Raw genomic sequence first — 20,272 nt, 5'->3', positions numbered from 1 at the left:
TCTGAAATGTCCGCACGTCACGGTCTGCTGCTGCCCGTCGCCGCCATCCTCTTCGGGCTCACCGCCTGCGGTTCGACGCCGGCTCCCGCCCCGATCCCGGCCGCCGCGCCCTCAGCGGCTCCCACCTCGGCCGCGCCCGCTCCCACGGCTGAAGCGACTTCCACGGCTGCGGCGACTCCCACGGCGGCGGCGACTCCCACGTCGACCCGCCCCGCCACCAAACAGCCGGTAACGACGGCCGCGGCCGGGAAGTGCCCCTCGGCCAAGGCCCTCGAGAAGCTGACCGACCTGCCCAAGGACTGGCATCTCGTGCCGTCGAGCGTGGAGTGCTGGAAGGGGTGGGCGACCGCCTCCCCGGAGGGCCCGGCCACCGGCGACGGCGTCTACCTGTTCCGGAACCAGGCCGGTTCGGGGTGGCGCTACCACAGCCAGGGCAGCGGATACCACTGCAAGGAGCTCGGCATCAACGAGGCCGCGCCGTTCTGCCAATACCCCTGAGATGGTTCAGACCGCTTACGGTGTACGGCATCGTCGTACGGGGGAGCAGGAGCCGAGCGTGACCCGATCCATCGACGACCTGTTCAGCGAGTTCGTCCGGACCCGGTCGCCGGCCTTGCTGCGGACGGCGTTCCTGCTGACCGGTGACCGGCACCTGGCCGAGGACCTGGTGCAGGACGCGCTGGCCCGCACCCATCGGGGCCGGCATCGGCTGGACGACCCCGGGCATTTCGAGGCGTACACCCGGACGGCCATGTACCACCAGCACGTGAGCTGGTGGCGACGGCGCAAGGTGGCCGAGTCCCTGCCGGGCGACCTGGCCGACGTGGCTCAGCCGGGCAGCGACCACGCCCGCCGGACCGACCTCAAGCTCGCCCTGCATCAGGTCCTCGACCAGCTCACCCGGCGGCAGCGGGCCGTGCTGGTGCTGCGGTTCTTCGAGGATCGCAGCGAGGCCGAGGCCGCGGACCTGCTGCACTGCTCGGTCGGCACGATCAAGAGCCAGACCAGCAAGGCGCTGGCCCGCATCCGCGAGATGGCGCCCGACCTGCTCTCGGCCGTGTTGGAGGAAGCCTGATGACCGACAACCTCGGGCCGCTGCGTCAGGCCATGTCCGATCTGGCCGAGCACGGCGGCAGCACCGACCTGTACGAGCGGTCGCTGCACAAGTCTCGGCAGGTGCAACGACGCGTCCGGGTCGCCACGGCCGCCGCGGCCGCGGTGGCGGTGTTCGCCATCGGTGGTGCGGTCGCCCTGGTCAACGCCGACCGGCCGGGTCCGCCGGCCCCGGTGGCGACCGGGAAGCCGTCACCCAGCGTCGCACCGACCTCGGCGGCGCCCAGCGTCACCCCGACTCCCCCGGCGCCGAACAAAACCACGACCAGCAACCGGCCTCAATATCCGGACTGCCCCTCCGCGAAGACCCTGGAGAAGCTGGCCGACCTGCCGGCGGACTGGCGTTTCCGTCCCTCGCGGGTGGAGTGCTGGCGGACCTGGGCCACGGCGGTCCCGGAGGGTCCGGACGTCGGCGACGGTGTCTTCCTGTTCAAGTACAAGGCCGGCACGGGATGGCGACTCCACAGTGAGGGCAGCGGATTTCACTGCGCCGACCTGGGGATCACCAGCGGCAACCCGCCGTTCTGTGGCAAGGACTAACGACGCCGGGCGGCGGCTCGGGCGGCGGCCGGGTCGCCGGCCGCCAAGGCGCCCTGGGCCGCGGCCCGGCACTCGTCCAGGGTGTGCGCGGCCAGCGCCGCGCCGACCGCCGGGATCGACGCCGGGGCCATCGACAGGCTGGTCACGCCCAGGCCGGCCAGCACGACGGCGAAGTCGGGGTCGGCCGCCGCCTCGCCGCAGACGCCGACCGGGCGGCCCATCACCTGACCGGCCGCGGCGCACAACGCCACCAGCGACAGCAGCGCCGGTTGCCACGGGTCGAGCAGGTCGGCCAGTTCGCCGCTGCGCCGGTCGGCGGCGAACGTGTACTGGCTGAGGTCGTTGGTGCCGACGCTGAGGAAGTCGACGGCCTGGAGGAACTCGCGGGCCCGCACGGCGGCGGCCGGCACCTCGACCATCGCGCCCACCTTGGGCAGGCCGGCGTCCCGGCACAGCGCCGCGAACTGGGCGGCCTCGCCGACGGTGGTGACCATCGGCGCCATCACGGCCACCCGGGCCGAGGACTTCCGGGCCGCCGAGGCGATCGCGGTCAGCTGGGTACGCAGGATGTCGTCGCGCCGGCGGGCCACCCGCAGCCCACGGATGCCCAGCGCGGGGTTGGGCTCGCGGTCGTCGCTCAGGAACGGCAGTGGCTTGTCCGAGCCGGCGTCCAGGGTGCGGACCACCACCGGCCGGCCGGCCATCGCCTCGAAGACCGCCGCGTACGCCGCCTCCTGCTCGGCCACACCGGGCGCGTCGAGGTGGTGCTGGAAGAGCATTTCGGTCCGGAACAGGCCGACCCCTTCCACCGACACCCCGGCGAGCTCGGCGGCGCTGCCGATGTTGGCCAGCAGCGGTACGGGATGACCGTCCCGGGTGACGCCACGCACGTCGGACGGCAGGGTGCGGGACTGGTCGTCGACCTGGGCCACCGCCCGTCCGGGGGTGGCGGTGACCTGCCCGGTGGCGCCGTCGACCATGGTCACCGGGCCGCCGACGCCGACCGTGACCCGGCCGGTGGTGCCGTCCACCGTGACCGTGGTGCCGTCGGTGATGTCCAGGGCGCCGGCGCAGGCGACCACGGTCGGGACGCCGCGGGCGCGGGCCAGGATCGCGGTGTGGCTGACGTAGCTGCCGGCCGAGGTGAGCACGGCGAGCACCTGGGCCGGGTCGAGCAGCGCCGCGTCGGCCGGGGCGAGGTCGACCGCCACCAGCACGAACGGGCGGCCGGGGTGGGGCAGCGACGGCATCGGCAGGCCGAGGCAGCCGGCCACCACCCGGTCGCGGAGGTCGTCCAGGTCGACGGCCCGGGCGGCGAGCAGGCCGCCCGCGGCGAGCAGGGCGGACCGGTGTTCGCCGAGCACGGCGGCCACGGCGTGCGGGGCCTCGTGCCCGGCGCGGACGGCCATCGCGATGCCGTCACGGAGCGTCCGGTCGGCGGCCAGTGCGGCCTGCACCCGGAGGATCTCGCTGGTGGTGGGGTCGTCGGCGGCGTCGGCCCGGGCGCCGATCTCACGGCTGACCGCCTCGATGGCGGCGAAGGCCCGGTCGACCTCGGCGTCGGGGTCGGTGACCGGCCGAGGCGCGGGCAGGCGGGGCGGGTCGGCCAGCCGGTACGCGGGACCGGTGGCGGAGCCGGGACTGGCACCAAGGCCACGGAGCAGAAGAGCCGTCATGATGCCCCGATCGCTTGTGCCACGAGTTCCAACGAGGATGATGACGCCGATTCGAGGAGCAGCTCCGTGCCCTGGGGTGCGGCCAGCGTCAGCAGGGACAGGACCGAGTCGGCCGGGACCGGGGCGCCGCCGTCACGGCGTACCCACACCGGGGTCGGACAGGAAGCGGCGACTGCCGCGACGCGCGCCGCTTCCCGCGCGTGCAACCCGGTCGCGCTGCCGACCGTGACCGCCACGATCATGTGACCGCCTCGGCCGGGTCGAGCATGGCCCGGATGGCGGCGGGGTCGGTGGACGAGCGCAGCGCGGCGGCCCGGCGCGGGTCGAGCAGAATGCCGGCGAGGGTGGAGAGGACCGCGAGGTGGCCGTCGCCGCGCACCGCGATCGCCACGCACACGATGACCCGGCCACCGTCCCAGGGCACGCCGGCCGGGAAGCGCAGCACCGCCAGGGAGTCGCGGCGGACCAGCGCCCGCGAGCCGTCCACGCCGTGCGGGATGGCCACACCCTCGCCCAGCCAGGTGGACATCAGCCGTTCGCGTTCGAGCATCGCCGGCCGGTAGCCGCGCTCGACCGCGCCGATCTCCTCGAGCACGTCCGCGCACCGGTGCACGGCCACCAGCCGGTCGACGGCCGACTCCGTGGTGCGGATCGCCCGAGGGTCGAGCACCGCGCCGATCCCCGCGGTCATCCCGCCATCCTCACCAGCGCACGCCCCAGCACGCCGTCATTGTCGTCGGGGTTCCGGGTGACCACCGCGCCGGGGGTCATCGACCATCCTTGATCGCGGCGACCACCTTCGCCACCGCCGGATCGCCGAGGAAGAGCCGGAACGGCACCACCTCGGCGTGCGGGGCCGCGGCGCGCACCCGGTCGTACAGGCCGGTCTGGCAGAGCACCACGTCGGCGTCGGCCGGGATCGCCGCGACCGGGCAGTGCTCGACCTGGACCGGGAACCTCCGGAGCTCGCGCTTGAGCGTGCTGGCGAGCATCACGCTGCTGCCCATGCCCGCGTCGCAGGCGACGACCAGTTTGCCGATCATCGTCACCGCTCCTCCTCGGCCCGGCTCAGCCGGCCGAAGCCGAGCAGCAGCGAGCCGATCACGAAGGACACCCCGGCCGCGATCGCGATGCCGGCGAGCACGCCCAGGTAGGCGCCGCGCGGGGTGTTGGCGAGGTACGCGAAGATGCTGCCCGGCGAGGGGGTGGCGACCAGGCCCGCGCCGGTGGCCATGAACGTGCCGATCCCGGCGGCGCCACCGCCGATCGCGGCGAGCACCATGGTCGGCTTCATCAGCACGTACGGGAAGTAGATCTCGTGGATGCCGCCGAGGAACTGGATCGCCATCGCGGCGGGCACGCTGGGCCGGAGCGCCTTCGGTCCGAAGCAGAGGTACGCCAGCAGGATGCCGAATCCGGGCCCCGGGTTGGTCTCCAGCATGAACAGGACGGACCGCCCGGTGTCGGCCGACTCCGCGACGCCGAGCGGGCCGAGCACCCCGTGGTTGACCGCGTTGTTCAGGAAGAGCACCTTGGCCGGTTCGATCAGCAGCGCGGCGGCCGGCAGCAACGAGTGGCTGATCAGGAAGTTCACGCCGTCGCCGGCGGCCTCGGTGAACAGTTCCATTACCGGGCCGATGGCCAGCACCCCGGCGATCGCGAACAGCGCGCCGAGGATCCCGGCGCTGAAGTTGTCGACCAGCATCTCGAAGCCCGGCCTGATCCGGTCCTTGGTGAAACCGTCGATCAACTTCAGCAGGTACGCGGTGAGCGGCGCGATCACCATGGCGCCGAAGAACATCGGGGCGTCGGCGCCGACCACGAGGCCGACCGTGGCGACCGCGCCGACCACGGCGCCGCGCCGGCCGTGCACCATCCCGCCGCCGGTGTATCCGATCAGGACCGGGAGCAGCAGGTGGACCATCGGGTCGACGAGCGTGGCGAGCTTCTCGTTCGGCAGCCAGCCGCCCGGGATGAACAGCGCGGTGATCAGGCCCCAGGCGATGAAGGCGGCGATGTTCGGCATGACCATGCCGGCCAGGTGTCCGCCGAACCGTTGGACGCGGGCCTTGACGCCGGTGTCGCCGGCGGGCGGGGCTGGGGCATAGAGCTCAGCCACGGGGAAGCTCCTAGGCCGCTGCAGGGGAGAAAGGTGGTCCTCGTTGTACCGACGAGATCACCTACTGTCAACGGCTGGGGCGCGTTACGGCAGAAACTCCTCCGGGCGGACCGGCCTCGCGGATTCCTTCTTGGACCGTCCGAACAGCTTCCAGCCGCGCTTCTTCGGCTCGACCACCCGCTGGGTCTCCCCGTTGAGGACGGCCAGCCGGTGCTGGGCGACCGGGTTCTCCGGCTCCAGCCGCAGCGAGATCAGCAGCGCCTGGCGGGCCTGGTCGGCGTGCCCGAGCGCGTCCAGGGCCACGCCGTGCGTGAAGTAGTAGTGCGCCTCGTTCGGGTCCAGCCCGATGGCCGTACGCGCGGCCTGCTCGGCGTCGGCGATCTGCCGGTCGGCGGCGAGCAGGGCCCACGCCACCCGGTCGTGCCACAGCGGGTTCTTCGGCTCCACGATCACCGCCCGGTAGGCCATCGTGACGGCCTCCTCGTGCCGGCCCATCAGGGTCAGCGCGCGGCTGGCCGAGGCCAGCGGGCGCGCGTCCTCGGGCGCCAGCCCGATCGCCTTGGCCGCGGCGTCCAGCGCGCCCTCGGGCAGGTCGAGCACCAGCCGGATCCGGGCCATCAGGATCCAGCCCGCCGCCGAGGCCGGGTCGGCGGCCAGCACCTGGTCCAGCCGCGCGGCGGCCTTGGCGGGGTCGACCCGCTCGAACAGCGCGGCGGCACGCGCCACACCCAGTTCGGTGGGCGTCATGCCCTCGATGTCGGTGCGAAGGTCATGGCTCACACAGGCCATCATCGGCAGGCGGACGCCCGGCATGAGCCGAATCCGGAAGATTCTCCCCGTTAGGGACGCCGCCGCCGGATCATCACGACCGTGTAGAGGCCGGCCACGGCGAGCAGGATCGCGGTCACGTCCAGCCCGGCGAGCAGGGCGACCACGGCCAGGATGGCGCAGGCGGCGCCGATCGCGGCCAGGAAACCAAGAACCGGAACGGGCGGGTTGACGACGTGCGCGGCCAGTCGCTGCCGCGCCTCGGCGTCCTCGGGGTTGCCCAGGGCCAGGCCCAGCAGCGCCCGGCGCCGGGCCTCGTGGTCGAACTCGGGATCGGGGGTCACCCGCCTGCTGTCGGCAGGGCTCCCGGGTTCATGAGCCGGATGGCCCGACGATCGCGAAGGCGCGGACCGGGAACGTGCCGAAACCGGCCACCCGGGGCGGGGCGGCGGTGAAGCGGGCGCCGGCCGGCGGCAGGGCGGCCAGGTTGGTCAGGTGTTCGACGATCGGGATGCCGGCGGCGAGCAGGATCGTGTGGGCCGGGCGCCGGCCCTCGGCGGCCGGGGAGATGTCGTCGATGTTGACCGCGTCGATGCCGACCAGCGCGGCGCCCCGCTCGGCCAGCCAGGAGGCGCCGGCCTCGGTGAGGAAGGGCGCGTCCTCCGCGTACGCCGGGGTGCGCCAGCCCCGGTCACCGCCGGTGTGCAGCAGCACCGCGCGGCCGGCCACGTCCCGCCCGGCCAGGTCGGCGACGTCCACACCCCGGGCCGCCGGGTCGCGGATCACGACCGTGTCCAGGTCGGTGAAGGCCGACAGGGGCAGCCCGGCCAGGTCGGTGCCGTCGGCGTACCGGTGGAACGGGGTGTCCAGGTAGGTGCCGGTGTTGCTGACCATGGTGATCCGGCCGATGGAGAATTCGGTGCCCGGCGCGTACGACGCCCGGGACGCCTCGCGGGTCAGGTGCTCGCCGATCTCGGGTCCCGGCAGCCCCGGGTAGGTGACCATGCCCGCCTCGATGACGTGGCTCAACTCGACCAGCATGCCCCCTATCGTGGGTGACGTGGACCATGAAGTCGAGACCATCGGGCTGGTGCTGCACCCGCGCAAGGCGGTCGGCGAGTCGGTGGAGACGATCCTGAAGTGGGCCCGCCGGGGCGAGGGCCGGGTGCTCGTCCGCGAGGTCGATCGCGACCGGGTGCCGGCCGGCGTCGACGTGGTGTCCGAGGCGGAGTTCCGGCGGCGGGTCGACGGCGTGGTCGCGCTGGGCGGCGACGGGACCATGCTGGGGGCGATGCGCCTGGTGGCCGACCGGCCGGTCCCGGTGCTCGGGGTCAACCACGGCAACCTGGGCTTCCTGGTCGAGGTGAACCCGTCCGGGCTCGAGCAGGCGCTGGCCCAGCTGGCCGAGGGCGACTTCACCGTGGAACAGCACGGCTGCCTGGTCGCCGAGACCTCCGGCCCGGCGCTGACCACCGGGTACGGCTTCAACGACGTGGTGCTGGCCCGGCTCGGCCGCACCGGCGCGGTGTCCATCGACCTGACCGTCAACGACATGCGGTACGGCTACTACAAGTGCGACGCCGTGGTGCTGGCCACGCCGAATGGCTCGACGGCGTACAACTACGCGGCCGGCGGCCCGGTCCTCTCCCCTCGGCCGCCTGCACGGTGATCACCCCGGTGGCGCCGATGGCCGGGATCGGCCGGGCGGTCGTGCTCGGCGTCGGCGACCAGGTGTCGCTGAGCGTGGCCGCGGACAGCGCGCCGGTCGCGGTCGACGTGGACGGGACCGCGGCCGGCGAGCTCCAGCCCGGCGACACCCTGACCGCGCGGTTGCGGGTGCACGCGGCCGAGGTGGTCCGGCTCGACGCCGGCGCGCACGCCGGCCGCAGCCGGGTGAAGCTCAGCCTGCTCGACCTGCCACTGCGCCGGGACCAGCTGCTCGAGCTGATCCCGGCGGAGCTGCGTCAGGAGGCGGCGGAGATCAACGCACGCCGATCCGGCGCTGGAGGTCCGTTCGGCTGAGCGGCTGAGCCGCGCGCTTCTCGGCCGCGGCGGCCGCGGCCGGCGGCGCGATCGGCTTGCACCGCAGGTCCGAGGTGTTGGCCTTGACCCGCTTGGGCAGGGCGCCGTTCTTCAGGTACGCCGCCACGGCGCCGTCCACGCACTTGTTGCCGAAGAGCGAGCCGGCGTGGGTGGTGCCGCCGGCGCCCTCGATCAGCGCCGCCCGCGGGAACCGCTTGCGCACCTCGAGGCTGCCCGAGAACGGGGTGGCCGCGTCCAGCGTCTCGCTGATCAGCAGCACCGGCGGCGCCTTGGCCCCGGTCACCTCGACCGGCTGGCCGGCCTTCGCGCCCCAGGTCCGGCAGGGGGCGTTGAACCAGGCGTTGCCCCAGGTCTCGAAGGGCGCCTGCTGGTGCACCTTCCAGTTGTCGGTCTTCCACCGGGACCACGACTTGGGCCACGCGGCGTCGGTGCACTGCACGGCCAGGTAGATGGCGTACCCGTTGTCAGCGTCCTCGACCTGCGGGTTGCCCTCGTCGAAGAGCCTCTTGAGCGGCGCCGCGTCATTTTTGTTGGCGTACGCCGAGAACGCCTGCGCGACCGTCGCCCAGCCGAACACGTAGTACCCGGCCTGGAGGAAGACGTCGGTCAGCTCGGCCGGGCCGACCACCTTCGCGGCCGGCGCGGAGGCGACCTTGGCCTGCAGGTCGTAGTAGCGCTTCTCGACCGCCTTGGCCGTCGTGCCCAGTTGGTAGACGTCGTGGTGCTGGGCCACCCAGGCGAAGAACACCTTCATCGACTTGTCGAAGGCGAGGTCCTGGTCCAGGTTGGCGTCGTACCAGACCCGGGCCGGGTTCACGTTGCCGTCCATCACCATGCGGCGGACCTGCTGCGGGAACATCGTGGCGTAGACCTGGCCCAGGTAGGTTCCGTACGAGAAGCCGTAGAAGTTGATCTGCTTCTCGCCCAGCGCGCGGCGGAGCAGGTCCATGTCCTTGACGGTGTCGACCGTGCTCAGGTGGTCGAGCAGCTTGCCGCCGGACGTGGCACAGTCCGCGGCGTACTCGGCCGTGCGGGCCAGCCAGTCCTTCTCGACGGCGGCGGTGCTGGGCACGTACGGCGGACGGTTGTAGCCGTTGTAGGTCGGGTCGCAGCTCAGCGCGGGCTTGGAGGAGCCGACGCCGCGCGGATCGAAGCCGATCCAGTCGTACGACTTGCCGGCCCCGTCCGGCACGTAGTCGCCGAGCGCCGACAGGGTGAGCCCGGACCCGCCCGGCCCGCCCGGGTTGACCAGCATGACGCCCTGGTAGTCGGCCGCCGTGTGCTTGATCCGGGACACCGCGAGCTTGAGCTTGGGCCCGTCCGGACGGTCATGGTCCCGTGGCACCGCCAGGAACCCGCATTCCGCCTTGCGCGACGCCAACGCCTGGTCCGCGCACTTGCCCCAGGCGATCGGCGGGGCGTACCCGGGCGCCGGACGGTCTTCCTCGGCCCAGGCGTTCGCGGCCACCGCGGCGCCGGCCAGGGTCACGCCGATGGCCGTGGCGGCCACCAGAATCCTTCGCATTCCATACCTCTCGTAGGGTCGCGCTCGAAATCTTCTGAGCGTCACCCCGCGAAACGGGTCGCCCGGAGTGGCGACACGGGTGAAATGCACCTCAATACGACAGTTCTGTCGGTTAGCGTCGAAACATGACCGCTGTGACGATCAAGAAGCCGCCGGTTCGTGACCGGCTGCTGGCCGCGGCCGACGAGCTGTTCTATGCCGAGGGCGTGCACACCGTCGGCATCGACCGGGTCATCGATCGCGCCGGCGTGGCCAAGGCCTCCCTGTACAGCGCCTTCCGCAGCAAGGAGGCGCTGGTCCGGGCGTACCTCGAGGCCCAGCACGAACGGCGCCGGGTGCGCCTGCTGCAGAGCCTGGCGGCGTACGACGACCCGAGGGAGCGCCTGCTCGGCGTGTTCGACGTCCTGGCCGAGATCGCCGGCACGCCGACGTTCCGGGGCTGCGCGTTCTACAACGCCTCGGCCGAATCGCCGGACGGCGGCGCGGTGCAGGAGGTGTGCGACGCCACCCGGGCCTGGACCCGGGGGCTGTTCACCGAGCTCGCCAAGGACGCCGGCGCCCGCGACCCGGAACTGCTGACCGCCCAGCTCATGGTGCTCTACGACGGCGCCATGGCGGGCGCCCGGATGGACCGGCGCCCACAGGCGATGGCCGACGCCCGCGCGGTGGCGGCCACCCTCCTGCGAGCGCAGGTACAGCCCGCGGTTTCAAATCTGGCCTAATTGGTGGCCGGGGCGGCGGGGGTTGCCGGGGTCAACGGCTGGGCCTCGGCCACCTCGGCCTGACGCTCGGCCTCCCGGGCCACCTCGTCCGGGGCGTCCGGCGTACGGGGGCCGCGGACCAGCGAGGCGAGCGCGCCCAGCACGGCCAGGCCGATGGCCATCCAGAAGACGATGACCAGGCCGTCGTGGAACGGGCCGGAGATCAGCCGCGGGAAGAAGGCCAGACCGGTCAGCTCGGCCGCGTTGCCCGGTGGCAGCGCGCCGAGCACCTGCGGGCCGAGCAGCTCGGCGATCGGGTTGTAGCCCAGGAACGCCGCGAACAGCGTGCCCACCGGCGGCAGGCTCGCCACCTGGCCGGCGGTCGCCGCGGGCACGCCCTGGGCGATCAGCCCGGCGCTCAGCGTGCCCGGCAGGTGGTCGGCCAGACCGGCCACCATCAGCGAGAAGAACACCCCGATGGACAGCACCTGGCCCGCGTTCATGAAGGTCGCCCGCATGCCCGAGGCGGCGCCCCGCATGTTCGCCGGCACGCTGGACATGACCAGCGAGGTGTTCGGCGCCGAGAACAGCCCGCCGCCCACCCCGTTCACGAAGATCAAGGTCGCGAAGACGGGGTACGAGAAATCGCCCGGCACCAGCAGCAGCCCGGCGAACGACACCGCCATCACCAGCAGGCCGCCCGCGGCGAACGGGCGGGAGCCGAAGCGGTCGGAGAGCCAGCCGGACAGCGGCCCGGCGACCAGGAAGCCGATGGTCAGCGGGAGCAGGTAGATGCCGGCCCAGAGCGGAGTCGACTCGTAGTCGTACCCATGCAGCGGCAGCCAGATGCCCTGGAGCCAGATGATCAGCATGAACTGGAGGCCGCCACGGGCGATGGAGGCCAGCAGGCTGGCCGCGTTGCCGCTGGTGAAGGCCGAGTTGCGGAACAGCGCCAGCGGGAACATCGGCTCCTTGACCCGGGCTTCGATCCAGCCGAAGACCACCAGCACGAGCACGCCGCCGGCCAGCCCGGTGATCACCCACGGGCTGGTCCAGCCCATCGTGTGGCCGCCGTACGGCTGGATGCCGTACGTGATGGCGGCCAGCACCGCGGTGAGCCCGACCGCGAACGTCAGGTTGCCCCACCAGTCGATCTTCGCCTTGCGGCGGACGCCGCTGTCGTGCAGTGAGCGGTAGGCCCAGACGGTGCCGAGGATGCCCAGCGGGATGTTCACCCAGAACACCGACCGCCAGTCCCACTCGGCCAGCACGCCGCCCGCGACCAGGCCGATGAACGAGCCGGCCAGCGCCGACACGATGTTCACACCCAGCGCCATGCCGCGTTGCCGGGCCGGGAACGCGTCGGTGATGATCGCCGCCGAGTTGGCCATCAGCATCGCCCCGCCGATCGCCTGCACCACCCGCCAGCCGATCAGCCAGAGCGCGCCGGAGCCGCCGCCGAACGGGTCGAGGGACAGCACGATCGAGGTCAGCGTGAAGATCGCGAAGCCGGCGTTGTAGATCCGGACCCGGCCGTACATGTCGCCCAGCCGGCCGAGGGTGACCACCAGCACCGCCGTGACCAGCATGTAGCCCATCAGCATCCAGAGCAGGTAGCTGACGTTGCCCGGCTCCAGCGGGTTGAGATCGATGCCCTTGAAGATCGCCGGCAGCGAGATCAGGACGATCGAGGCGTTGATGGTGGCGAGCAGCGTGCCGAGGGTGGTGTTCGACAACGCGACCCACTTGTAGCGGGGGTGGTCAACGGAGAGCACCCCTGATGTATATCACTGGTATATACAGGTAAACCGGTGACGGCCGTGTGACGATCACCATCCACCCGGACGCGCCACGACCGGCTCCGGCCGGCCGGGCCCGCCGTTTGTCACCATGCGGTGATGGAGACGTGGTTGCATCCCCAGCTGGGTACGACCACCCGGGACGACGCTCGCGCTCCCAAGGCCTACATGGCGGCCCTGCAACACGTGGCCCGCACCCTGGACGCCGACCCCGCGTGGCGCTCCTGGTGGCGTGACGCCGGCCTGACCACCTGCGAGCTGGGCATCGTCGCCGAGGACAAGCTCGACCACCTCCGCCCCAGCGCCGACATCCGCCAGCACGGCACCCACGTCCGCGCCAACTTCACCAGCACGCCCGCCCCCGCCTCCACCGACCGGACGGCCGACCTGGTCACCCTGGCCGCGACCGAGCTGACCGGGATGTTCGAGGTGATCCGCGAGGCCATCGGCCTGCCCGGCCTCCCGCCCCTGCCCGTGCTGCCCGACCTCCCGGCCGGAACCCCGGCGGTCGAGGTGACCACCAAGTCGCTGCCGAGCGCCCCCCGCGAACTGGAGCACCAGCAGGGCTATCTGACCCTGGCCCAGATCCACGAGTTCTTCGGCTGAGCGCGGATCACCCGGCGAAGCTCGCCGGCCCGAACCGTCCCCACGCCACGACGGTCGGCGATGATGGCGGCGCGCCGGCCCCGCCGGTCAGGTCGCGTAGATCACCCGGAAGCCCAGGTGGTCGGCCAGCGCCTGCCAGCGGGCCGAGCGCATCAGCCGTTCCAGGCTGTCGACCCGGCCGCCGTTGACCAGGGTGTCGAGGACCAGCGTCTCGAGGGCCGCGCTCTCGATCCAGTCGATCTGTTTGGTGTAGCCGCAGAGCATGGTGGCGCCCGTCTCGTGCAGGAAGTCCCGCAGGTCGCCGTTGGGCGCGCGGAGGATCGAGCAGGCGCCGAAGTAGAGCTTCTTGCCCTCGCACCGGCCGGACATCCAGCCGGCCACCTCGTCGAGTTCGACGGTCTGCTTGCCGCTCAGGCAGAGCTGGCTGGGGTTGCCGTGCATCGCGAAGAAGCCGACCTTGAAGGTCGAGTACCGCCGGGTCAGCCAGGTATCCAGGTAGTGGTGAAGCTCGTCGGGGGTCGCCGTGTCGCGATGGATGAACCGGATCCGGCCGAGCCGCTCGAGCAGCTCGAGCAGCGGCAGCACCGAGCCCTGCCTGGTCAGATCGTCGTCCCACTGCCCCTCAACGCAGAACACCCCACCGGCGCGCGCCATCGACCCCTCCCCGTCATGTCGAGCATCGGCGAATCTAACCCGTGGGTACGACAACCGGTCAGGCGGATCGCTGGATGCGGTCGGGGCGGTGGGCGCCGGGAGATCTCTGCTGGGGTACGGCCGGAGCCACCACCACGGCGGTGCCGCCGAGCCCGATCCCGGCGTACGTGATGGGGCTTCGGGCCTTGAGCGCCACCCCGAACAGCAGCCCGGCGCCGAACACCGCCGCGAACAGGCAGGGCACGGTGATCACCAGCCAGTGCCGGGACGGGACGCCGAGGAGCGCGGGCAGGTTGACCGCGGCGAGGTAGATCAGGGCGCCGAGCAGCACCGTGGCCAGCACCGGCGCCACGAAGGCCCGCCACGGGCCCTCGTCGTTCGGCGCCCGGTTGAGGAACAGCATGGTGGCCAGGGCGGCGGCGAACAGCAGGAGCAGGACGCCCAGCCCGCCGACGGTGGTCAGCCACGGGTAGAGCTCGGTGAACGGCTCCCAGCCGAGGGCGACGGACAGGGTCAGCACCAGCAGGGCGACCACACTCTGGGTCACCGACGCCGTGAACGGCACCGAGGTGCGGGCGCCGGTGCGGCCCAGGCGGGACGGCAGGACACCCTCGCGGGCCAGGGCGAACGTGTACCGGGCGATGGTGTGGTGCAGGGAGATCATCGCGGCGACGACGCCGGTCAGGAGCATCACGCGACCGAGCGTGACGGCCCAGGGGGCGAGGCGGTCGCCGATCAGCTCGAACAGCAGCTCGCCGCCGTCCAGGGACCGGGTGGCCACCTGGCCGGGTCCGGTGGCCACGCTGGTGGTCCAGGCCGAGAAGGCGTAGAGCAGGGACAGGCCGAGCACGGCCAGGACCGCGGCGCGGGCGACCGACCGGCGGGGACGTGCGGCTTCCTCCCCGTACGCGGCGGTGGTCTCGAATCCGGCGAAGCCGAACGCGGCGACCACCAGGAGCAGCCCCAGGGCCGGGCGGTCGACGATGCCGGTGGGCACCAGCGTGTCGGTGGTGACACGGCCGTCGGCCGGCTCGAGCAGGTTGGCCGCGCCGAAGCCGGCGATCACCGCGACCTCGGCCAGCACGATCAGGGCGAGCAGGGCGCCGACCAGTTCCACCCGCAACAGGCCGCAGAGCGTGACCACGAGCCAGCAACCCGCTGCGACCATCCACCAGGGAGCGATCACGCCGAGGGTGTTGTCCAGGATCGGCGCGGCGAGCAGGCCGACGGCGCCGTAGAGCCCGATCTGCAGGGCGTTGTAGGAGAGCAGGGCCAGCCAGGCGGCGCCGGTGCCGGCCGGTCGGCCGAGGCCGCGCGCGATGAACGAGTAGAGGGCGCCGGCGTTGGGCGAGCGGCGGACCATCGCCGCGTACCCGACCGAGAAGAGCAGAAGGACAACGGCAAGGGCCGGGAACAGCAGGGGTACGAAGGGTACGTCGTTCCCCGCGTACGCGATCGGGATGGTTGTCGTGACGACCGAGAGGGGCGCCGTGGCGGCGACGGCGACGAAGACCAACGCGGTCGCGCCGAGCCGTCCGGCGGCGAGGGGGTGCGTCGCGGGCGGGGGCATAGATCCATTACGACCCATGAACCCCGCCCGTTGCAACCCGCAGTGATGAAGTCCTAACTCAAAGTGGCATGAGTCAGGGTTCAATCATGATTTTGCGGCCGACCCCGGCCTGGAACTGAGCCAGCGCCGCCGCGTAGTCGTCCAGCGGGAACCGGTGGCTGACGAACACCTCCGGATCGAGCACGCCGGCGGCCATCAGCTGGCCGGCCCGGTCGAAGGTGTGCAGCACCGCCATCGACCCGGCGATGGTGATCTCCCGCCGGTAGATGTCGTACGGCTCGATCTCGACCTTGGTGTCGTAACCGGCCACCCCGAACTGCAGGAACGTGCCGCCCCGGCCGACCCGGCCGAGACCGTCCTTGATCGCGGCGGCCACCCCGGTGCAGTCGATGACGACGTCCCAGCCGCGGGGCGCCTCCAGCTCGTCGGCGCTGGTCACGGCCGCGGTGCAGCCGAGCCGCTCGGCCGTCTCGAGCCGCTGCGGGTTGAGGTCGACCATCGACACGGTGGCCGCGCCGGCCCGCTTGGCCAGCTCCATCATCATCAGGCCCATCGTCCCCGAGCCGTAGATGAGGAAGTTGTCGGCCATGTTCCGGGGCAGCACGTCGAAGCCCCGCAGCGCACAGGACAGCGGCTCGATGAGCGCCGCGTCCGCCGCCTTCAGACCCGCGGGCAGCGCGAACAGGTTGGCCATCGGCGCGGCCACGTACTCGGCCGCCCCGCCGCTCACGGTCACCCCGATGGCGGCCCAGTTCTCGCACTGGTTGCCCCGGGCCCGCTTGCAGTAGTAACAGTGCCCGCAGTAGAGCGACGGGTCGACGGCCACCTGGTCGCCGACCGCGTACCCGGTGACCCCGGACCCGACCGCGACGATCTCCCCGGCGAACTCGTGCCCCGGAACGATCGGGAAGGCGGGCGCGAACTCGCCCTGCATGATGTGCAGGTCGGTGCCGCAGATCCCGGCCGCGGCCGGCTTGACCACCACGTCGGTGGGGCCGGGCGCGGGGTCGGGAACCTGCTGGATCTCGATCGTCCCCGGGGTGACGACGACGGCTGCCTTCACTTGACGGCGCCCATCGACAGACCACGGACCAGCTTGTTCTGGGCCACCCATCCGGCGATCAGCACCGGGAGGGAGAGCAGGGTGGCCGCTGCCGACAGGTCGGCCAGGAACGGACCACGGCCGGAGATGAAGCCGAGCAGATAGATCGGCGCCGTCGAGGCCACGGTGTCGGTGAGGTTGACGGCGAGGAAGAACTCGTTCCAGGTGAAGATGAAGCAGATCAGCGCGGTGGCGGCGAGGCCGGGCGCGACGATCGGCAGGATGATCTTCCGGATCGAGGTGATCAGGCCGGCACCGTCGACCTCTCCGGCTTCCAGCACCTCCTTGGGCACTTCGAGCAGGAACGAGCGCATCATCCAGATGGCCAGTGGCAGGTTCATCGAGGTGTAGAGGATGACCATGGTCCAGATGTTGTCCTTCATGCCGATCTGCACGGTCAGCAGGTAGACCGGGAGCACGGCGGCGACCGGCGGCATCATCTTGGTGGAGATGAAGAAGAACAGCGCGTCGGTCCATTTGCGGACCGGTCGCAGCGACAGCGCGTAGGCCGCCGGGGTGGCCAGCACGACCACCAGCAGTGTCGAGAACACGCTGGCCATCAGCGAGTTCAGCAGGAACGGGGTGATGTTGCCGTTGAGCACGGTGGAGAAGTGTTCGAGGGTCGGGGTGAAGAACCAGACCGGCGGGTTGGTGGTGACGTCCTTGGACTGCTTGAGCGCGGTCAGGACCATCCAGATGACCGGGAACACGAAGATGATCCCGGCGATCCAGGCCACCACGCCCCAGATCGAGCCGGTGAGCCGGCGGCGGGCGGCCGGGCTCGTGTTCGGCAGGGTCGCGGTTGCCGTGGTCATCGGCCCTCCTCCATCTTGAACAGGCCGGAGATGACCCGCAGGGCGAAGTTCGCGACGATGATCGTGAGGATGACGACGACCACGCCGGCGGCGGAGGCTTCGCCGTATTCGTACTTGCTGAAGATGGTCTGGTAGATCTCGTAGGGCAGGTTCGTCGTCGCGGTGCCGGGTCCGCCCTGGGTGATGGTGAAGATCGCGTCGAAGGTGTTGACCAGGTAGATCGAGCCGAGCAGGGCGCCGAGTTCGAGGTATTGGCGCAGGTGGGGCAGGGTCATGGTGGTGAAGATCCGCCAGGCTCCAGCCCCGTCGACGCGGGCGGCTTCCAGGATCTCGGTGGACTGTGACTGCAGGCCGGCGAGCAGGATGAGCATCATGAACGGCGTCCATTGCCACACCAGGGTGGTGATGATGGCCGCTTTCGGATAGCTGGTGGTCCAGGCGGTGTCGGTGCCGAAGAGGCCGTTGATCAGGCCGTAGTCGGGGTTGAAGATGCCGTGTTTCCAGAGCAGGGCGGCGGCGACCGGCATGATCAGGAACGGCGTGATGAGCATGGTGCGCACGATGCCGCGGCCGAGGAACTTGCGGTCCATCAGGATGGCCAGGCCGAGGCCGAGGATCATCGAGAAGATCACCGCGCCGGCGGTCAGGATGACGGTGTTGAGCAGGGCCGAGCGCAGCCGGTCGTCGGTCAGGACGGTGAGGTAGTTGTCGAAGCCGACGAAGTCCTTGACGCCGGGTCGCAGCGCGTTCCAGCTCAGGGTCGAGTAGTAGATGGTGAACAGGAACGGCACCTGCGTGATGATGATCGCGAAGATCAGAGCGGGCAGCAGCGGAGCACGGCGTGACCACCGCTCCTTCGCACCGCCCTTGGGGGGTAAGGCCGGGGGTGTCTTCTTCTTCTCTTCCGCCCGGGTGATGACGTCGGTCATGGTGAGCCTTCCGGTCGGTACGGCGGCGCCACCCTCCAGGGAAGGGCGGCACCGCCGCGGGGCACTACTTGTACTTGCTCGCGACGTCCTCGGCGAGCTTCTGACCGTCATTCAGTGCCTGGTCGACCGTCTTGCTGCCGGCCATCGAGGCGCTGACCTCCTGTGACACCTTGGTGCCGAGGTCGGCGAACTCGGGGATGCCGACGAACTGCACACCCAGGGCCGGCCGGGGCTGCAGACCCGGATTCTGCGGGTTGGCGTTCTCGATCGACTTCAGGGTGATGTCGGCGAACGCCTTGGCCGATTCCTTGTACTCCGGGATCGCGTAGGTCGAGGTGCGCTTGCCGGACGGGACCCGCGACCAGCCGAGCTTGGAGCCGACCAGCTTCTCGTAGTCCTTGCCGGTGGCCCAGGAGATGAACTTCCAAGCGTTCTCGGACTTCTTGGTGGTCTTGGGCATGGCCCACGCCCAGGTCCACAGCCAGCCGGAGTACTCGGTCTTGTTCACCGGGGCGTACGCGTAGCCGACCTTGCCGGCCACCTTCGACGCGCCCGGGTCCTCCAGCGTGCCGGCCGCCGACGTGGCGTCGTACCACATCGCCGCCTTGCCCTGGCTGAACGTGTTGAGGCACTCGGTGAAGCCGGCCTGCGGCGCACCCTTCTCGCCGTAGTTCTTCACCAGGTTCACGTAGAAGTTGGTGGCCTCCTTGAACTCCGGGGAGTTCACCTTCGGCGTCCAGTCCTTCTCGAACCAGGTGCCGCCGTAGGTGTTGACGACCGTGGTCAGCGGGGCGAACACCTCACCCCAGCCGGGCAGGCCGCGGAGGCAGATGCCGGCGACGCCGTCCTTGTTGAGCTTCTGGGCGTACTCCGCCACCTGGGCCCACGTCGGCTTCTCCGGCATCGTGATGCCGGCCGCGGCGAACATGTCCTTGTTGTACATGAGGAAGGACGACTCGCCGTAGAACGGGGCGGCGTACATCTTGCCGTCCTCGCCGGTGAGCGACTGCACCATCGGCTTGAGCAGGTCGGCCTGGTCGTACGAGCTGTCCGCGGCGGCCTGCGTGGAGAGTTCGTGCAGCCAGCCGTTCTTCGACCAGATCGGCACCTCGTAGGCGCCGACGGTCGCGACGTCGTACTGACCGCCCTGGTTGGCCACGTCCTGGGTGACCTTGTCGCGCAGTTCGTTCTCCGGGAGTATCGTGAACTTCACGGTGATGCCGGTCTGCTTGGTGAAGTTGTCGGCGGTCAGCTTCTGGATGTCCTCCATCTGCGGGTTGCCGACCATGAGCGCGGTGATCGTGTTGTCGCCGCCCTCGGTGCCCCCGCCGCCCGTCGAGCCGGCGCCCGAGCACCCGGAGAGAACGAGCGCGACGGCCGATGCTCCGGCCAGCGCGATCGACAGTTTCCTACCTGTTTTTTGCACGGTTGATCCTCCGTCGAAATGCGCTATCAATTGCAAAAGCGGGATTACTAGACTCGGAGCACCTGAGGCCCGAGCCGGGAATAGCGTTGCGCCTCGGACGCCGGCAGGCCGGTGTCCGTGACCAGTGATTCGAATTCGGATATCTCGGCGAACCGGCAGAATGTGCGGACGCCGAACTTGGTGTGAATGCCGGCGAAAATGCGCCGGCGAGCCGCGCGGACGGCTTGCGCCTTCACGTCGGCCACCGCGGGGTCGGGCGTGGTCAGCCCCACCTCACGGGAGATGCCGTTGGCCCCGACGAACGCCAGGTCGAGCACGAAACCGGACAGCATCGTGCTCGCCCAGTGGTCGACGGTGGCCAGGGTGCGCCCCCGCACCCGGCCGCCGAGCAGCAGCACGGTGACCGGCGAGTTGGTGGCCAGCCAGGCCGCGGTGTTCAGCGACGCGGTCACCACGGTGAGCGGCCGGTCGGTGGGCAGCGCCTCGGCGATCAGCTGCGGCGTGAATCCCTCGTCGATGAAGATGGTCTCGGCGTCACCGATCAGGCCCACGGCGGCGGCCGCGATCCGCCTTTTCTCCGGCACGCCGCGGGTGGTGCGCATCGCGAGGTCGGTCTCGAATTTGGCGGTCTCGACCGGATAGGCGCCGCCATGGGTGCGGCGGAGAAGTCCGTGTTTTTCCAGCCGGCGCAGGTCGCGGCGGATCGTCTCGGCGGAAACAACAAGCTCGGCCGACAGTTTGGCGACATCGACCTCGCCCTGCCGTCGAGCGAGAGCAACGATCTGATGTTGCCGCTCGTCCGCATTCATCCAGTCCACCTCCCGCCATGCCGTGCTTCTTTTTAACACCGGCGAAACGTGTGGCCCCCATCACAGACTAGGCGACT

General features: G+C 71.0%; 24 protein-coding genes. 7 read left to right on the top strand and 17 right to left on the bottom strand.

All coding sequences use genetic code 11. The features are described 5' to 3' along the window. The first annotated feature begins 6 nt into the window (after window positions 1-6). The 3 genes from AB0O15_RS45235 to AB0O15_RS45225 are packed head-to-tail and all read left to right on the top strand — an operon-like array spanning window position 7 to window position 1,653. The gene (locus AB0O15_RS45235) at window positions 7-498 is read left to right on the top strand and encodes a hypothetical protein (protein WP_364333456.1); all 492 of its coding nucleotides are present in this window, start codon (window positions 7-9) and stop codon (window positions 496-498) included. A 58-nt stretch (window positions 499-556) separates the two neighbouring features. After that, window positions 557-1,075: a SigE family RNA polymerase sigma factor gene (locus tag AB0O15_RS45230; protein WP_364333453.1), complete on the top strand. Its 519-nt coding sequence runs from the start codon at window positions 557-559 to the stop codon at window positions 1,073-1,075. Continuing rightward, window positions 1,075-1,653, top strand: a complete 579-nt coding sequence (locus tag AB0O15_RS45225; protein ID WP_364333450.1) for a hypothetical protein — start codon at window positions 1,075-1,077, stop codon at window positions 1,651-1,653. The genes AB0O15_RS45230 and AB0O15_RS45225 overlap by 1 nt, the downstream gene beginning before the upstream one ends. Here AB0O15_RS45225 and AB0O15_RS45220 read toward each other — a convergent pair. The 8 genes from AB0O15_RS45220 to AB0O15_RS45185 all read right to left on the bottom strand — a co-directional run bounded on the left by AB0O15_RS45220 (window position 1,650) and on the right by AB0O15_RS45185 (window position 7,257). After that, entirely contained in the window at window positions 1,650-3,329 is a 1,680-nt protein-coding gene (locus tag AB0O15_RS45220; RefSeq protein ID WP_364333447.1) for a putative PEP-binding protein, read from the bottom strand. The two genes, AB0O15_RS45225 and AB0O15_RS45220, sit on opposite strands and share 4 nt — an antisense overlap. Next, on the bottom strand, window positions 3,326-3,571 hold the full coding sequence (locus AB0O15_RS45215) for an HPr family phosphocarrier protein (RefSeq protein WP_364333444.1): 246 nt from the start codon (window positions 3,569-3,571) through the stop codon (window positions 3,326-3,328). Before AB0O15_RS45215 ends, AB0O15_RS45220 begins: the two co-directional genes overlap by 4 nt. Then, window positions 3,568-4,020, bottom strand: coding sequence for a PTS sugar transporter subunit IIA (locus AB0O15_RS45210; RefSeq protein WP_364333441.1), 453 nt, complete (start codon window positions 4,018-4,020; stop codon window positions 3,568-3,570). The genes AB0O15_RS45215 and AB0O15_RS45210 overlap by 4 nt, the downstream gene beginning before the upstream one ends. A gap of 76 nt (window positions 4,021-4,096) precedes the next feature. Beyond that, a complete protein-coding gene (locus AB0O15_RS45205; protein ID WP_364333495.1) occupies window positions 4,097-4,372 on the bottom strand; it encodes a PTS lactose transporter subunit IIB in 276 nt (91 codons plus the stop codon). Window positions 4,373-4,374: 2 nt separating this feature from the next. Next, window positions 4,375-5,361: a PTS mannitol transporter subunit IICB gene (locus AB0O15_RS45200; protein ID WP_364333492.1), complete on the bottom strand. Its 987-nt coding sequence runs from the start codon at window positions 5,359-5,361 to the stop codon at window positions 4,375-4,377. A 171-nt stretch (window positions 5,362-5,532) separates the two neighbouring features. Next, window positions 5,533-6,228, bottom strand: a complete 696-nt coding sequence (locus AB0O15_RS45195; protein ID WP_364333438.1) for a hypothetical protein — start codon at window positions 6,226-6,228, stop codon at window positions 5,533-5,535. 59 nt (window positions 6,229-6,287) lie between these two features. Beyond that, window positions 6,288-6,560: a hypothetical protein gene (locus AB0O15_RS45190; protein WP_364333435.1), complete on the bottom strand. Its 273-nt coding sequence runs from the start codon at window positions 6,558-6,560 to the stop codon at window positions 6,288-6,290. Window positions 6,561-6,588: 28 nt separating this feature from the next. Next, the gene (locus AB0O15_RS45185; protein ID WP_364333432.1) at window positions 6,589-7,257 is read right to left on the bottom strand and encodes a cyclase family protein; all 669 of its coding nucleotides are present in this window, start codon (window positions 7,255-7,257) and stop codon (window positions 6,589-6,591) included. Window positions 7,258-7,276: 19 nt separating this feature from the next. On the opposite strand from AB0O15_RS45185, the gene AB0O15_RS45180 reads away from it, so the two are divergent. After that, on the top strand, window positions 7,277-7,885 hold the full coding sequence (locus AB0O15_RS45180; RefSeq protein WP_364333429.1) for an NAD(+)/NADH kinase: 609 nt from the start codon (window positions 7,277-7,279) through the stop codon (window positions 7,883-7,885). A gap of 17 nt (window positions 7,886-7,902) precedes the next feature. Next, window positions 7,903-8,238 carry a hypothetical protein gene (locus AB0O15_RS45175; protein WP_364333426.1) on the top strand — a complete coding sequence of 112 codons (336 nt, stop codon included), beginning with the start codon at window positions 7,903-7,905 and terminating at the stop codon, window positions 8,236-8,238. On the opposite strand, the gene AB0O15_RS45170 is transcribed toward AB0O15_RS45175, so the two are convergent. Next, window positions 8,198-9,784: an alpha/beta hydrolase gene (locus AB0O15_RS45170; RefSeq protein ID WP_364333423.1), complete on the bottom strand. Its 1,587-nt coding sequence runs from the start codon at window positions 9,782-9,784 to the stop codon at window positions 8,198-8,200. The two genes, AB0O15_RS45175 and AB0O15_RS45170, sit on opposite strands and share 41 nt — an antisense overlap. Window positions 9,785-9,909: 125 nt before the next feature. Between AB0O15_RS45170 and AB0O15_RS45165 the strand changes: the two genes are divergently transcribed. After that, on the top strand, window positions 9,910-10,506 hold the full coding sequence (locus AB0O15_RS45165) for a helix-turn-helix domain-containing protein (protein WP_364333420.1): 597 nt from the start codon (window positions 9,910-9,912) through the stop codon (window positions 10,504-10,506). On the opposite strand, the gene AB0O15_RS45160 is transcribed toward AB0O15_RS45165, so the two are convergent. Then, window positions 10,503-12,260 carry an MFS transporter gene (locus AB0O15_RS45160; RefSeq protein WP_364333417.1) on the bottom strand — a complete coding sequence of 586 codons (1,758 nt, stop codon included), beginning with the start codon at window positions 12,258-12,260 and terminating at the stop codon, window positions 10,503-10,505. The two genes, AB0O15_RS45165 and AB0O15_RS45160, sit on opposite strands and share 4 nt — an antisense overlap. 123 nt (window positions 12,261-12,383) lie before the next feature. On the opposite strand from AB0O15_RS45160, the gene AB0O15_RS45155 reads away from it, so the two are divergent. After that, a complete protein-coding gene (locus AB0O15_RS45155; protein WP_364333414.1) occupies window positions 12,384-12,890 on the top strand; it encodes a hypothetical protein in 507 nt (168 codons plus the stop codon). 87 nt (window positions 12,891-12,977) lie between these two features. On the opposite strand, the gene AB0O15_RS45150 is transcribed toward AB0O15_RS45155, so the two are convergent. The 7 genes from AB0O15_RS45150 to AB0O15_RS45120 form a co-directional block, all read right to left on the bottom strand. Then, a complete protein-coding gene (locus AB0O15_RS45150; RefSeq protein ID WP_364333411.1) occupies window positions 12,978-13,544 on the bottom strand; it encodes a hypothetical protein in 567 nt (188 codons plus the stop codon). Window positions 13,545-13,602: 58 nt separating this feature from the next. Beyond that, window positions 13,603-15,114 carry an APC family permease gene (locus tag AB0O15_RS45145; protein ID WP_364333408.1) on the bottom strand — a complete coding sequence of 504 codons (1,512 nt, stop codon included), beginning with the start codon at window positions 15,112-15,114 and terminating at the stop codon, window positions 13,603-13,605. 73 nt (window positions 15,115-15,187) lie between these two features. Continuing rightward, complete coding sequence (locus AB0O15_RS45140; protein WP_364333405.1) at window positions 15,188-16,177, bottom strand: zinc-dependent alcohol dehydrogenase family protein; 990 nt, start codon at window positions 16,175-16,177, stop codon at window positions 15,188-15,190. Next, window positions 16,174-17,031 carry a carbohydrate ABC transporter permease gene (locus AB0O15_RS45135; protein WP_364333402.1) on the bottom strand — a complete coding sequence of 286 codons (858 nt, stop codon included), beginning with the start codon at window positions 17,029-17,031 and terminating at the stop codon, window positions 16,174-16,176. The genes AB0O15_RS45140 and AB0O15_RS45135 overlap by 4 nt, the downstream gene beginning before the upstream one ends. Then, window positions 17,028-17,960, bottom strand: coding sequence for a sugar ABC transporter permease (locus AB0O15_RS45130; RefSeq protein ID WP_364333399.1), 933 nt, complete (start codon window positions 17,958-17,960; stop codon window positions 17,028-17,030). The genes AB0O15_RS45135 and AB0O15_RS45130 overlap by 4 nt, the downstream gene beginning before the upstream one ends. A gap of 64 nt (window positions 17,961-18,024) precedes the next feature. Continuing rightward, window positions 18,025-19,386 (bottom strand): sugar ABC transporter substrate-binding protein, encoded by a 1,362-nt coding sequence (locus AB0O15_RS45125; RefSeq protein WP_364333396.1) that lies wholly within the window; start codon window positions 19,384-19,386, stop codon window positions 18,025-18,027. Window positions 19,387-19,433: 47 nt separating this feature from the next. Next, window positions 19,434-20,195, bottom strand: a complete 762-nt coding sequence (locus AB0O15_RS45120; RefSeq protein WP_364333393.1) for a DeoR/GlpR family DNA-binding transcription regulator — start codon at window positions 20,193-20,195, stop codon at window positions 19,434-19,436. Window positions 20,196-20,272 lie beyond the last annotated feature (77 nt).

It is taken from the genome of Actinoplanes sp. NPDC089786 (assembly GCF_040684855.1).
GTDB lineage: Bacteria > Actinomycetota > Actinomycetes > Mycobacteriales > Micromonosporaceae > Actinoplanes.
The sequence above is the reverse complement of the archived record's forward strand: the minus strand, read 5'-3'. Positions and strand labels throughout refer to the sequence as shown.

Coding starts and splice junctions, on each gene's coding strand:
- AB0O15_RS45235 (WP_364333456.1), top strand. CDS start 7: ATGTCCGCACGTCACGGTCTGCTGCTGCCCGTCGCCGCCATCCTCTTC.
- AB0O15_RS45225 (WP_364333450.1), top strand. CDS start 1,075: ATGACCGACAACCTCGGGCCGCTGCGTCAGGCCATGTCCGATCTGGCC.
- AB0O15_RS45220 (WP_364333447.1), bottom strand. CDS start 3,329: ATGACGGCTCTTCTGCTCCGTGGCCTTGGTGCCAGTCCCGGCTCCGCC.
- AB0O15_RS45215 (WP_364333444.1), bottom strand. CDS start 3,571: ATGATCGTGGCGGTCACGGTCGGCAGCGCGACCGGGTTGCACGCGCGG.
- AB0O15_RS45210 (WP_364333441.1), bottom strand. CDS start 4,020: ATGACCGCGGGGATCGGCGCGGTGCTCGACCCTCGGGCGATCCGCACC.
- AB0O15_RS45205 (WP_364333495.1), bottom strand. CDS start 4,372: ATGATCGGCAAACTGGTCGTCGCCTGCGACGCGGGCATGGGCAGCAGC.
- AB0O15_RS45200 (WP_364333492.1), bottom strand. CDS start 5,361: ATGGTCATGCCGAACATCGCCGCCTTCATCGCCTGGGGCCTGATCACC.
- AB0O15_RS45185 (WP_364333432.1), bottom strand. CDS start 7,257: ATGCTGGTCGAGTTGAGCCACGTCATCGAGGCGGGCATGGTCACCTAC.
- AB0O15_RS45175 (WP_364333426.1), top strand. CDS start 7,903: ATGGCCGGGATCGGCCGGGCGGTCGTGCTCGGCGTCGGCGACCAGGTG.
- AB0O15_RS45170 (WP_364333423.1), bottom strand. CDS start 9,784: ATGCGAAGGATTCTGGTGGCCGCCACGGCCATCGGCGTGACCCTGGCC.
- AB0O15_RS45165 (WP_364333420.1), top strand. CDS start 9,910: ATGACCGCTGTGACGATCAAGAAGCCGCCGGTTCGTGACCGGCTGCTG.
- AB0O15_RS45155 (WP_364333414.1), top strand. CDS start 12,384: ATGGAGACGTGGTTGCATCCCCAGCTGGGTACGACCACCCGGGACGAC.
- AB0O15_RS45150 (WP_364333411.1), bottom strand. CDS start 13,544: ATGGCGCGCGCCGGTGGGGTGTTCTGCGTTGAGGGGCAGTGGGACGAC.
- AB0O15_RS45145 (WP_364333408.1), bottom strand. CDS start 15,114: ATGCCCCCGCCCGCGACGCACCCCCTCGCCGCCGGACGGCTCGGCGCG.
- AB0O15_RS45135 (WP_364333402.1), bottom strand. CDS start 17,031: ATGACCACGGCAACCGCGACCCTGCCGAACACGAGCCCGGCCGCCCGC.
- AB0O15_RS45130 (WP_364333399.1), bottom strand. CDS start 17,960: ATGACCGACGTCATCACCCGGGCGGAAGAGAAGAAGAAGACACCCCCG.
- AB0O15_RS45120 (WP_364333393.1), bottom strand. CDS start 20,195: ATGAATGCGGACGAGCGGCAACATCAGATCGTTGCTCTCGCTCGACGG.